The sequence below is a fragment of the Ureibacillus manganicus DSM 26584 genome (assembly GCF_000772945.1).
In the GTDB taxonomy this organism is placed as follows: domain Bacteria; phylum Bacillota; class Bacilli; order Bacillales_A; family Planococcaceae; genus Ureibacillus; species Ureibacillus manganicus.
Map to the genome: position 1 here is coordinate 212,283 of NZ_JPVN01000004.1, position 13,435 is coordinate 225,717.

At 34.2% G+C, this 13,435-nt stretch carries 12 protein-coding genes; 7 read left to right on the forward strand and 5 right to left on the reverse strand.

The window, feature by feature from the left end:
* Window positions 1-172: 172 nt before the first annotated feature.
* The 4 genes from jag to rpmH all read right to left on the reverse strand — a co-directional run bounded on the left by jag (window position 173) and on the right by rpmH (window position 2,425).
* Window positions 173-964 carry an RNA-binding cell elongation regulator Jag/EloR gene (gene jag / locus CD29_RS04800; RefSeq protein WP_036183484.1) on the reverse strand — a complete coding sequence of 264 codons (792 nt, stop codon included), beginning with the start codon at window positions 962-964 and terminating at the stop codon, window positions 173-175.
* Window positions 961-1,731, reverse strand: coding sequence for a membrane protein insertase YidC (yidC, locus tag CD29_RS04805; protein ID WP_036183487.1), 771 nt, complete (start codon window positions 1,729-1,731; stop codon window positions 961-963). Before yidC ends, jag begins: the two co-directional genes overlap by 4 nt.
* A 114-nt stretch (window positions 1,732-1,845) precedes the next feature.
* Window positions 1,846-2,187 carry a ribonuclease P protein component gene (gene rnpA, locus CD29_RS04810; protein ID WP_036183495.1) on the reverse strand — a complete coding sequence of 114 codons (342 nt, stop codon included), beginning with the start codon at window positions 2,185-2,187 and terminating at the stop codon, window positions 1,846-1,848.
* A gap of 103 nt (window positions 2,188-2,290) precedes the next feature.
* On the reverse strand, window positions 2,291-2,425 hold the full coding sequence (gene rpmH, locus CD29_RS04815) for a 50S ribosomal protein L34 (RefSeq protein WP_036183498.1): 135 nt from the start codon (window positions 2,423-2,425) through the stop codon (window positions 2,291-2,293).
* A 665-nt stretch (window positions 2,426-3,090) separates the two neighbouring features.
* Here rpmH and dnaA point away from each other — a divergent pair.
* The 7 genes from dnaA to CD29_RS04850 all read left to right on the forward strand — a co-directional run bounded on the left by dnaA (window position 3,091) and on the right by CD29_RS04850 (window position 13,102).
* Window positions 3,091-4,434 carry a chromosomal replication initiator protein DnaA gene (gene dnaA / locus CD29_RS04820; protein ID WP_036183501.1) on the forward strand — a complete coding sequence of 448 codons (1,344 nt, stop codon included), beginning with the start codon at window positions 3,091-3,093 and terminating at the stop codon, window positions 4,432-4,434.
* A gap of 170 nt (window positions 4,435-4,604) precedes the next feature.
* Window positions 4,605-5,741, forward strand: a complete 1,137-nt coding sequence (gene dnaN / locus CD29_RS04825) for a DNA polymerase III subunit beta (protein WP_036183505.1) — start codon at window positions 4,605-4,607, stop codon at window positions 5,739-5,741.
* A 152-nt stretch (window positions 5,742-5,893) separates the two neighbouring features.
* Window positions 5,894-6,121, forward strand: a complete 228-nt coding sequence (gene yaaA, locus CD29_RS04830) for a S4 domain-containing protein YaaA (RefSeq protein WP_036183508.1) — start codon at window positions 5,894-5,896, stop codon at window positions 6,119-6,121.
* Window positions 6,121-7,230 carry a DNA replication/repair protein RecF gene (gene recF / locus CD29_RS04835; protein WP_036183509.1) on the forward strand — a complete coding sequence of 370 codons (1,110 nt, stop codon included), beginning with the start codon at window positions 6,121-6,123 and terminating at the stop codon, window positions 7,228-7,230. The genes yaaA and recF overlap by 1 nt, the downstream gene beginning before the upstream one ends.
* An 88-nt stretch (window positions 7,231-7,318) precedes the next feature.
* On the forward strand, window positions 7,319-9,247 hold the full coding sequence (gene gyrB / locus CD29_RS04840) for a DNA topoisomerase (ATP-hydrolyzing) subunit B (RefSeq protein WP_081976144.1): 1,929 nt from the start codon (window positions 7,319-7,321) through the stop codon (window positions 9,245-9,247).
* 26 nt (window positions 9,248-9,273) lie between these two features.
* Window positions 9,274-11,826, forward strand: a complete 2,553-nt coding sequence (gyrA, locus tag CD29_RS04845) for a DNA gyrase subunit A (protein WP_036183512.1) — start codon at window positions 9,274-9,276, stop codon at window positions 11,824-11,826.
* A 187-nt stretch (window positions 11,827-12,013) separates the two neighbouring features.
* Entirely contained in the window at window positions 12,014-13,102 is a 1,089-nt protein-coding gene (locus tag CD29_RS04850) for an HD-GYP domain-containing protein (RefSeq protein ID WP_036183515.1), read from the forward strand.
* Between the two features lie 141 nt (window positions 13,103-13,243).
* Here the strand turns inward: CD29_RS04850 and CD29_RS20585 are convergent.
* Window positions 13,244-13,435, reverse strand: a 192-nt coding sequence (locus CD29_RS20585) for a hypothetical protein (protein WP_211277448.1), incomplete at its 5' end; no start/stop codon positions are given.

Genomic DNA, 13,435 nt, shown 5'->3' on the forward strand with positions numbered 1-13,435 from the left:
AATTTAATTTTCTTTATTTTAGCATAACCTTAATCTACTATACTTTATTTTTTATATTACGAATTATATTGGTGTGAGAAGGAAAAATGAAGGGTTTTTATTAATGGATGGTGCAACATCTATTGGTATTAAAAAAGGCAAAACTACACGAATAGTTTTGCCTTTTACATTATTATTTTAGTGGTTCTATCACCAAATAGCGATTTGGTTCTGATCCTTCAGAATAGGTTTCAATATCAATACGATTTGCTAATGCATTATGAATGATTTTTCTCTCATAAGATGGCATTGGCTCGAACGCTACCTTTCTACCCGTTCGAACAGCTTTATCGGCCATTCGATCAGCTAAGTTTTCTAGTGTAGATTGGCGTCGTTCACGGTAATTTTCCACATCTATTGATAGAGAAATAAATGTTTTTGCAACATTATTTATCACTAGTTGCGTTAATTGTTGCAAAGCGTTTAAAGTAGCACCATGCTTACCAATTAATAAAGCAGCCTTTTCACTCTCAAGTTTGAATAATAAACGTTTTCCTTCATATTCAGTTTGAATTTTTAAATCATGGATGTCCATTTCTTTTGCAATATCCAGAATATATTGTTTTGCTTTTTCAACTGGGTCATCCTCTTGATTTTCCACACTGTTTTCTACTTCGGTTTCGCTTAGTTCACTTGTTTGAACAGCTTGTTCAACTGCAGGTGCTTCTTCTTTTTCTTTTGAATCTGTGATCTCAATTAACTTTTCTTTTGTAGGTTGAACTACTTCTTCAGCTAATAATTCAATCTTTTCTTCTTCTTTTACAGTAACTCGTAATTCAGCTGGTTTTGCACCAAAACCTAAAAATCCTTTTTTACCTTCTTGTAAAACTTCAACATCTACTTGATCGCGTGTTACCCCAAGTTTCTGTAACGCTAAGTGAAGCGCTTCCTCTACGTTTGCGCCTATTTGCGTAATTTGTTTCACTTTTTCGCTCCTCCCGTTGTAGCAGCTTCTTTGTTTTTATTCCAAGGTTTATAAATTGCAAGGTTTTGTAATACTGATACGATATTTCCGACAACCCAATATAATGATAATGCGGCTGGTAAAACTATACCGAAACCTACGATCATTAATGGCATGATGTACATCATAACCTTCATTTGAGGGTTGTCCATTGCTGGTCCAGTCATTAATACAACATATTGAATTAGACCTGCTAGTATTGCTAGTACAATACTTGGTTCTCCAAGTGGGAATACTAAAAATGTTCCTAATGGGAATAAATCTGGTGTTGCGTTCATACGGCTAATTGCATGATAGAAACCAATTAAAATTGGCATTTGAATTAAAATTGGTAAACATCCAGCTAGAGGGTTTACACCAGCAGTTTGCATTAACGCCATCATTTCTTGTTGGTACTTTTGTTGAGTAATGGCATCTTTTGAAGCGTATTTCTGTTGTAATTCCTTCAATTTTGGTTGAATCTCTTGCATTTTTTTAGAGCTTTTAACTTGTTTAATTGTTAATGGAAGAACTACTATACGAATAATAATTGTTACAGCAATAATTCCTAAACCATAAGAACCTAATAAATCTGCAAAGAATTTTATGAATGAAACTAATGGCCAAACGATAAATTCATTCCAGAATCCTTTACTTTCTGCCGAAATTGGCTGATCAAATTCTGTACAACCTGATAGCAATAAGACTACAGATACTAGTAACAGAATCATCCAAAAATTTTTCTTCAACCTTCTTCCTCCTAAAGCGCTATTCAATTTGTCAATATTTCTTTATTTTAGCTATTTTACCATGTGATGAATAACCACTTCTACTATTGTTTCTACAATACCAATGAAAAGTTACTATCTTTTTAATACTTTTGCTATTTTTAACACATGTTCTAAGCTTTTTTTCGTTTCATGAAAATCTAAAGTGGCCGCCGGAATTCTGGCGATAATAACATAGTCCATATCATGTTTTAGTTGATCTTTTAATTCTAAAAAAACCTGTCGAATATATCGTTTAACTTGTACACGTGTAACAGCTTTACCGATTTTTTTACCTACTGATAAACCAATTCGAAACTCAGCTTGTCCCTCTTTTGGCAAACAGTAAATTACAAATTGACGATTTGCAAAGGATTTTCCTTTTTTAAAGACCAATTGGAAGTCCTCATTTTTTTTAACACGTTGTCTTTTTTTCATTCTTTCACCTATCCCTAGCTTCAAAAGTACAATAGGAACTTAATATTCTCTACTATTTAAAGCACAATAAAGAAAAAAAGACCACTGATGAAGCTCAGTGGACTTATGCTGATAATACTTTTCTTCCTTTTTTACGACGAGCAGCAATTACTTTACGACCGTTTTTTGTACTCATACGTGCACGGAAACCATGTACTTTACTATGTTTACGTTTTTTTGGTTGATACGTTCTTTTCATATATATACACCTCCAAATGAAAGTTTTTAGATCAAATTTACCTTGCCATATTTGAAGCTCATTGTTGTCTTGAGCTTACCACGCTGAAAGAAAGTTAATTTCATTCCAACATACAGACTCAAATATTATATATAAAATTCATCGACTATGTCAATCATTGAATTAGATTACATATTCTTTTTAAATTATCCACAATATTGTACGCCATCTATTCACAAGCTCTGTGTATAGTAGTTTACCCAAAAAAAAATATCCACAACACTTAATAACACCTTTTACACATACTCACCCTTGTGGAAAACTTTAAGGTGCATAAATATACATTGTGTGGATAAGTTTCTTCAACTATTGAAATGACTGTTCTTTTTTGTTACGATTATTGTGTTTTCTCTTGTGGAGTATTTTATTTACATTTTAATTATCCACATTTGTTAATAACTTGTGGATAAAGTTTTACACTAGGTATGGATAATAGTTATCCACAGTATGTGATTTTGTGTAATAAATGAAAATATACATTGGAAATTTGAAATTTTTTATTCAGCAATTGGTAAAAAAATTTTGGATCGAACCTTGGCTGAAGCTGAATGAAGTTCATTATTGGCTAGGTTATCCAATTTAAAGCCAAGTGCATTGATTTTAATAAAAGTAAAGGAGACGAAAGCTTGGAACATTTAGAAGAATTATGGAACAATGTCCTGGCTCAAGTTGAACAAAAAATATCAAAACCAAGCTTTGAAACATGGTTAAAATCAACAAAATTGCTTTCATATAAAGGTACGAACGTAATTATTGCTGCACCAAATTCATTTGCTCGCGATTGGTTAGAAAATCATTATGTACATTTAATCGCGGGAATATTAGCTGAATTAACGGGTGAAGACTTGTTGATCAAATTTGTTGTTCAAAAAGACCAGGGCGATGACGACTTTGAATTACCCGCTCCAATTATCCAAGCAAAAAATACAGATCATTACGATAGTTCTGCTGGAATGCTCAATCCGAAATATACGTTTGACACATTTGTAATTGGTGCCGGTAACCGGTTTGCTCACGCTGCATCTCTAGCAGTTGCTGAGGCACCTGCTAATGCCTACAACCCTTTCTTTATATATGGTGGCGTTGGTTTAGGTAAAACACATTTAATGCATGCAATCGGACATTATGTATTAGAGCATAATCCTAATGCTAAAGTTGTATATCTCTCATCTGAGAAATTTACAAATGAGTTTATTAACTCAATCCGGGATAACAAGGCAGTAGATTTTAGAAATAAATATAGAAATGTTGATGTCTTGTTAATAGATGATATTCAGTTCCTTGCTGGAAAAGAATCAACTCAAGAAGAATTTTTCCATACTTTTAACACATTACACACTGAGTCAAAACAAATTGTTATCTCAAGTGATAGACCGCCAAAAGAAATCCCAACATTAGAAGATCGCCTACGTTCCCGTTTTGAATGGGGTTTAATAACTGATATTACACCCCCAGATTTAGAAACGCGGATCGCCATTTTGCGTAAAAAAGCAAAAGCTGATGGACTAGATATACCTAACGAAGTAATGCACTACATTGCCAATCAAATCGATACGAACATTCGTGAATTAGAAGGCGCTTTAATAAGAGTTGTTGCTTTTTCTTCCCTAGTAAATCAAGATATTTCAGCTGAATTAGCGCAGCAGGCACTTAAAGATATCATTCCAAATTCTAAGCCGCGTATTATTACAATTCTTGATATTAAAGAAGTTGTTGGGGAGCACTATAACATTAAATTAGAGGACTTTTCGGCAAAACGACGCACAAAGCAAATTGCATTTCCTCGTCAAGTCGCTATGTACTTATCACGAGAATTGACAGACTTCTCATTACCGAAAATTGGGGAGGAGTTTGGTGGGCGAGATCATACAACTGTTATTCACGCTCATGAAAAAATCGCCAAATTACTAAAAGACGATCAACAATTACAACAGGATATTAAACAAATTCGTAGTGTGTTAGGTAAATAAGCTTGTGGATAATCTGATAGAGTTCTCCCAGATTTACGAACATGTTATTAACATGTGGATAGATTGATTTCCTTAAGTGAAAATACACTTATCCACAAATCCACAGTGCCTACTACTATATCTATTAAAATCTTTTAAATAATATAATTAAATTAAGAGAGGTATAATGAATGAAATTTGATATTATGCGAGACCGTTTGTTGGATGGATTAAATGATGTCATGAAAGCCGTTAGTTCTAAAACGACTATTCCTATTTTAACGGGTATAAAAATAGACGTGACTGATGAAGGAATGAGATTAACTGGTAGTGATGCTGATATTACCATTCAAACTTTTATTCCTGTTGAAGAAAATGGGGAACAACTAATTAACATTAGTGAACCAGGTTCAATTGTTTTACAAGCAAGAATGTTCAATGAAATTGTTCGTAAGTTACCAACAAATGATGTAGAAATAGAAGTGTCAAATGGTTTCCAGACGCATATTCGCTCTGGTAAATCAGATTTTCACTTAATTGGATTAGATCCAACTGAATATCCTTTGCTGCCAGAAATCGCAATGGACCGACAATTTTCTATTCCTGCTGATTTGTTAAAAGCAATTATACGAGAAACTGTATTTGCTGTTGCCACTTCAGAAAGTCGTCCAGTTTTAACTGGTGTGAATTGGAACATTCATGAAGAAGAACTTATTTGTGTTGCTACAGATAGTCACCGTTTGGCACGTAGAAAAACGAAACTAGAACAATTACCAAGTGATGTAAGTTCAGTTGTTATACCAGGAAAAAGCTTAAATGAGTTAAACAAAATATTAGGTGAATCTACAGAGCCTGTCCAAATAGTTATTACAAATCAACAAGTGTTATTTAAAGATGAGAATGTTTTATTCTTCTCTAGATTGTTAGAGGGGAACTATCCAGACACTTCTCGTTTAATACCAGAAGATTTCAAAACAAATATTACAATTAACGGGAAATCACTTCTACAAGCTATCGACCGTGCATCACTTCTTGCTCGTGAAGACCGAAATAATGTTGTAAAATTTGAAACTTTAGAAGGAAACGTAGTTGAAATTTCTTCTAATTCACCGGAAATTGGTAAAGTTGAAGAACAAATTCAAGTACAATCACTTGAAGGTGAAAGTTTAAAAATATCATTTAGTGCCAAATACATGATGGAAGCATTAAAAGCAATCGATGGACAAGATGTTGTGATTCAATTCACTGGTGCAATGCGACCATTTATATTACGTTCTGTCCATGATGATGCGATCTTACAATTGATTTTACCTGTAAGAACTTATTAATTTTTTGATAATTGATAGTCGATCTTTTTCGGCTATCTTTTTTTAATTTACAAAACTTTCTTTACGAATAGTTTCTCTTAATCTTGGCGTAATGCATTAAAATTAGGTATCATATAGAGATAGATGTATTGTAAATCGGAGGATGAAATACCTTGAATGAAATTGTAATTGATACTGAATTTATCACGCTTGGTCAGGCTTTAAAACTTACGGATTCAATTAGTTCAGGTGGTATGGCAAAGTGGTTTTTACATGAAAATGACGTCTATGTAAATGGTGAAATTGATAAACGTCGTGGTCGTAAATTATTTCATGGTGATGTTGTAAATATACCTGGTGTTGGTAGGTACGTGATTGTAAACAAGAACGGAGAAAAGTAATGATTATTGAACGTTTACAATTAACGAACTATCGAAATTATGAATCGCTTAAGTTAGAATTCTCTCCCAAAATTAATGTTTTTATAGGGGATAATGCCCAAGGTAAAACAAATGTGATGGAATCGATTTATGTTTTAGCTATGGCAAAGTCACACCGTACAAGTAATGATAAAGAATTGATACGCTGGGAAACAGACTATGGTAAAATAGAAGGTGACGTTAAAAATCGTTACGGTAGTTTTCCAATGGAATTGTCTGTTTCGAAAAAGGGAAAAAAAGGTAGGGTTAACCACCTAGAACAACCTAAATTAAGTAACTATATTGGTCAAATGAATGTTGTCATGTTTGCTCCTGAAGACTTGAATGTTGTTAAAGGGAGCCCTCAAGTTAGAAGACGATTTATAGACATGGAGATTGGCCAAATCTCGCCAGTCTATTTACATGATCTTTTAACCTTCCAAAAATTGCTAAAACAAAGAAATCATTTGTTGAAGGTTAATCAGGGAAAAGCAACGATTAATGAGATGCTTTTTGAGATCTATACTGAGCAATATATTCACTCAGCTGTCCAAATTATTCGTAAAAGATTTGAGTTTGTGGAACTTTTGCAAGAATGGGCTGAGAAAATACACTCAGGAATCTCACGTGGTCTTGAAAACTTAACGATAAAATACCGTCCAGTGACGGGCATGGATTCTAATTGGAGTCCAGATGAAATGGCTACATACTTAAAAAAGAAACTATCTGAAGTAAAGCAAAGAGAGTTAGAAAGAGGCGTAACGTTAGTAGGACCACACCGAGATGATTTACAATTTTTTGTAAATGACTATGATGTTCAAACATATGGATCTCAAGGACAACAACGGACAACAGCACTTTCTTTAAAGCTCGCTGAAATTGAGCTAATAAAACAAGAAACAAGAGAAACGCCAATTTTACTATTGGATGATGTTTTATCTGAATTGGACGATTACAGACAATCGCATTTATTAAATACAATTCAAGGTGAAGTACAAACATTTGTTACAACAACAAGTGTTGACGGGATTCATCACGAAACTATTCAACATGCAAAAATGTTTCATGTGAAACAAGGAACTGTTGAATAATTTTTGTGCTTAACAATTAGAAAGTTTTAGTTATATTGAAAAAGCTTTGTAAATTTGACACATACTAAGTTTGAAAGAGTAGGTGAATATGGTGGCTTTAGGAGAAGAAAAAGTTCAACATGCTTATGATGCTGAACAGATACAAGTTTTAGAAGGCTTAGAAGCAGTTCGTAAGCGTCCAGGGATGTATATTGGATCAACAAGTTCTAAAGGATTACACCATTTAGTTTGGGAAATCGTTGATAATAGTATTGATGAAGCTCTAGCGGGCTTTTGTTCTGAAATAATTATTGCTATTGAAAAAGATAACTGGATTCGTGTAGAAGATAATGGACGTGGTATTCCAGTTAGTATTCAAGAAAAAATGGGAATGCCTGCTGTAGAAGTAATTATGACTGTATTACACGCAGGAGGAAAATTTGGCGGTGGAGGATACAAAGTATCCGGCGGACTACATGGTGTTGGTGCATCAGTCGTAAACGCATTATCAGAAACAACAGAAGTTTATGTAAAACGTGACGGCCAAATCCACTCTATAATCTTCGAACGTGGGAAAACAATTCAACCATTAAAGGTAATTGGAGAAGCTGATGAAACAGGAACAACAACACGTTTCAAAGCAGACCCTGAAATATTTAAAGAAACAACAGTATATGAATATGATATTTTAGCAACTCGTGTTCGTGAATTAGCGTATTTAAATCGTGGTATTCGTATTACGATTAAAGATGAGCGTGAAGATGAAATTCATTCTGAAACTTTTCACTTTGAGGGTGGAATTAGAGAATATGTTGAACATCTGAATGAGGGAAAAGAACCTACTCATGATCCTATTGATATTATGGGCGAAAAAGATGGCATAACTGTAGAAATTGCTATGCAATATAACGAAGGTTACGCTTCAAACATTTATTCTTTTGCTAACAATATCAATACGTATGAAGGTGGAACGCACGAATCAGGTTTTAAAACAGCTCTAACTCGTGTAATTAACGATTACGGGCGTAAGAATGGTTTGTTAAAGGAAAATGAAACAAACTTAACAGGGGAAGATGTCCGCGAAGGGTTAACAGCCATTGTTTCGATTAAGCATCCAGATCCTCAGTTCGAAGGACAAACAAAAACAAAATTAGGGAACTCTGAAGTGAGTCAAATTACAAATTCACTATTCTCTGATGGTTTTGAGCGTTTCTTATTAGAAAATCCCGCAATTGCTCGTAAAATTGTAGAGAAAGGGATGATGGCTTCACGTGCTCGTTTAGCAGCGAAAAAAGCACGTGAATTTACACGAAAAAAATCCGCATTAGAAGTATCAAGTTTACCTGGTAAATTGGCTGACTGTACTTCAACGAATCCTGAAGAATCTGAAATTTATATCGTAGAAGGTGACTCTGCGGGTGGTTCTGCTAAGTCTGGTCGTGACCGTTGGTTCCAAGCAATTTTACCTTTGCGCGGAAAAATACTAAACGTAGAAAAGGCAAATTTAAACCGTATTTTATCGAATGCTGAAATTCGTGCGATGATTACTGCATTTGGTACTGGTATTGGTGAGGAATTTGACTTAGAAAAAGCACGTTACCATAAAATCATAATTATGACAGATGCCGATGTTGATGGTGCGCATATTCGAATTTTATTACTAACGTTCTTCTTCCGTTTTATGCGTCCACTAATCGAGGCTGGATATGTATATGCAGCTCAACCACCTTTATATCAAGTGAAACAAGGTAAACATGTGGAATACTGTTACTCAAACGAAGAACTACAAGAAATATTAGACCGATTACCACAAAATCCAAAACCTGTTGTTCAACGATACAAAGGTTTAGGAGAAATGAATGCAGAACAATTATGGGATACAACTATGGATCCAGAACATCGTACACTTCTTCAAATAGAGTTAGACGATGCTATAAAAGCTGATAAGATTTTCCAAGAATTAATGGGAGATGAGGTTGAACCTCGCCGTAATTTCATTGAGGAAAACGCAGTTTATGTTCAAGATCTAGATATTTAGGCTTCTTTTGAAGGGAGGTACATGTAATGGCTGAAGAAAATCAACATTCCGGAGTAAAAGGAATTAAAATTAGTGAAGAAGTAGAAAAGTCGTTTTTAAGTTATGCAATGAGTGTAATCGTATCTCGTGCATTACCAGATGTTAGGGATGGTTTAAAACCGGTACACCGCCGTATTTTATACGGAATGCATGAACTTGGAAACTATTCAGATAAACCATATAAAAAGAGTGCACGTATTGTAGGAGACGTAATGGGGAAATATCACCCACACGGTGACTCGTCAATTTACGATGCTATGGTACGTATGGCCCAACCGTTTAGCTATCGTTATATGTTAGTTGATGGTCATGGGAACTTTGGTTCTGTTGATGGTGATGGTGCAGCGGCGATGCGTTATACCGAATCTCGTATGTCAAAAATTACGATGGAAATGCTACGAGACATCAATAAAGACACGATTGATTATGGACCAAACTATGATGGTAATGAGAAGGAACCTCTTGTATTACCTGCTCGAATTCCGAATTTATTATTAAACGGAGCATCTGGTATTGCTGTTGGGATGGCAACTAATATTCCTCCACATCAATTGGGTGAAACAATCGATGCAGTCATAGCATTGTCCCAAAACCCGGATATTACAACTGAGGAATTAATGGAAATTATTCCCGGACCTGACTTCCCAACTGGTGGAGTAATTATGGGACGAAGCGGTATTCGCCGTGCCTATGAAACTGGCCGTGGTTCGATTACCGTTCGTGCCAAAGTAGAGATTGAAGTACAATCCAATGGGAAAGAAACAATTATTGTAAATGAGCTCCCATACCAGGTGAATAAAGCAAGGTTAATCGAAAAAATTGCTGAATTAGTTCGAGATAAACGAATCGATGGAATTACAGCATTAAGAGATGAATCTGACCGACGTGGTATGCGTATCGTTATCGAAGTACGTAAAGATGCGAATGCAAATGTTATTTTAAACAATTTATATAAACATACGGCTATGCAATCTAACTTCGGTGTGAATATGCTTGCGTTAGTGGATGGTCAACCAAAGGTATTAAGCTTAAAAGAAGTTTTATATCATTACTTAGAACATCAAAAAGATGTTATCACTCGTCGTACAAAATTCGATTTAAGAAAAGCCGAAGATCGAGCACATATTTTAGAAGGCTTACGTATTGCTCTTGACCATATCGACGAAATCATTAATATCATCCGTTCTTCAAGAAGCGGTGAAGAAGCGAAACCATTGTTAATGGAGCGCTTCAATTTAACTGAACGACAAGCACAAGCGATTCTAGATATGCGACTTGTGCGTTTAAGTGGTTTAGAACGAGAGAAAATTGAAAATGAATACAATGAACTTCAAGTATTAATTCGCGATTTAAAAGAAGTTTTAGCAGATGAAGGAAAATTAGTTCAAATTATTCGTGATGAAATAACTGAAATAAAAGAAAAGTATAATGACACTCGCCGTTCACAAATCACTGCAGGTGGTTTCGAAATGCTTGAAGATGAGGACTTAATCCCAAGGGAAGATTCTGTAATTACATTAACCCATAATGGCTACATAAAGAGACTCGCTTCGAATACTTATAGAAGCCAAAAACGTGGTGGCCGTGGAGTACAAGGAATGGGTACAAACGAAGATGACTTTGTTGAACATTTACTCTTTACTTCAACTCACGATGCCATATTATTCTTTACATCAAAAGGAAAAGTATATCTAACAAAAGGATATGAAATTCCTGAGTATAGCCGTACTGCTAAAGGTTTACCTATTGTAAACTTATTAAATTTAGATAAAGAAGAAAAAGTGACTGCAATGATTCGTTCAGAATCGTATCAAGAAGATGCTTACTTTATCTTTACTACGAAAATGGGGATTACAAAACGTACACCTCTTTCGCAATTTGCGAACATCCGTAAAAATGGTTTAATTGCAGTAGGTTTACATGATGAGGATGAGTTAATATCTGTTCGTTTAACTGATGGAACTAAGGACATCATTATCGGAACAAATGATGGAATGCTTATTCGCTTCAAGGAAGAAGACATTCGTTCTATGGGACGTACTGCTGCTGGGGTGCGCGGTATTAAATTACGTAAAGATGACTTCGTAGTTGGTATGGAAATAATAGAACCAGGACAAGAAATCTTAGTTGTAACTGAAAAAGGGTATGGTAAACGTACACCAGAATCGGAATACCGCCTACAAAACCGTGGTGGTGTCGGAATAAAAACTATTCAAATAACAGAAAAAAATGGACCAATGTGTGCTGTAAAAACAGTTGATGGTACAGAAGATATTATGATAATAACGATTAACGGTATTATCATCCGCATGGACGTAAACGATATCTCTGTTATTGGGCGCTCTACACAAGGTGTTCGACTTATTCGTTTAGGTGAAGACGAGCTCGTTGCAACAGTTGCTAGAGTGAAGAAAGACGAAAACGATGAAGAATTAGAAGAAGACTTAGATAGTGAATCTGAGGTTAACGAAGAAAATGAAACAGTAGAATCTGAGGAGAATGAACAAATCCCAAATGATTCTAATATAGACGAAGAATAGTATTGTAAAGAGACTATAGATCATTGAAATCAAAGTTCAATGTCTATAGTCTTTTTTTTATATAACTGTGAAGTTAAGAAATACTTTTATGAAAATTAAAATATAGTATAATTTTTATATATTAAATGAATTATTCTTTAATCTTATAATTTTATGAAAAATACATAGTGAACGGGGGGAGTATTTGTTGGAGGCTACTTATGTTAATGTCGACGAAAGTTATTTAGGTAAAATAGTAGCGCAGGATATATTTGCTAATACCCATAATCCCATTGTTACTAGAAATTCAATAATCACTTCTGAATTGTTACATGTTTTTAAAGTATTTAATATTTCGAAGGTACTTATTTTTAAGGATGACATTTCTGAAAAAGAGAAAAAAAATGTGGAAAATAATAATGCCTCGAAAACAATTGAAATCATTGAAAATCCGTTTAAAAAGAGTTATCAGGAAGCAATAGTTCAGTTTAAAAGGGAATTTTCGAAGTGGCAATCACTAGCTAGAGTAGACATTGTAAAAGTTCGTGGAATTATATTGCCTTTAGTAGAGGAAATCTTGAATGACCGTACAGTACTTTTTGACTTGAATCAGTATTCAAATCCAAAAGACTATATTCACCATCATAGTATTGCAACGGGTTTAATATGTGCAGTAATTGCTCAAAAACTTGGTTATGAAAAGGGTATTATATTACAAGTGGCCATTGCAGGGACATTAGCAGACTGCGGTATGTCCAAAGTTCCATCTCATATTCTCGAAAAAAGAGGCGCTTTAAACCAAAAGGAATATACTGAGATTTGGAAACACACTGTTTATAGTTATCAAATGGTAAAAGATTTACCTGCATTGAAAGACAACATGAAAAAAGCGATTATTGAACACCATGAAAGATTAGATGGAAGTGGATATCCAAGAGGATTAAAAACTGAAGACATTTCACCATTTTCGCAAATCATTGCTGTTGCTGATACCTTCCATGCTATGACAAGTGAACGAGTTTATAGATCGAAAGAGTCACCATTTAAAGTCGTTGAAATGATAAAAGAAAATGAATTTGGTAAGTTTGATATAAGAGTAGTTCAAGCATTAATGGATATTATTGTAGACCTACCAATAGGTATGAGGGTAGAGTTATCTAATTTAGAACGTGGAGAAGTGATGTTTATTAATAAATTTTCACCAACACGACCACTAATTCGACTACTTAAAACTGGGGAAATTATAGATCTTTCAAATAATCGTAGTATATATATTGTTCGAATCATCACAAATTAATATATTTCTATTGACATTTATAAGAGAGTATTTTATTATTTAAAGCCCAACAGATTTTGTTGGGCAAATTAATTTAGTTCTAGTATTACATCTATATATTAGAAAAATAAAAAAATAACTTTTAATTAAAAAAGTGTTGACTTATATATTAGAAGTTGATATGATAGTTAAGTCGCCAAGAGGTGATAACGAAAAGTGAACCTTGAAAACTGAACAACAAAACGTTAATGAATTAAACGTTTCTAATATAGAAACAAAATTTTGGACATCAAAATTGATGCCAGCAAAAATTTGAGCTTTATCAAATTTTCTTTTATGGAGAGTTTGATCCTG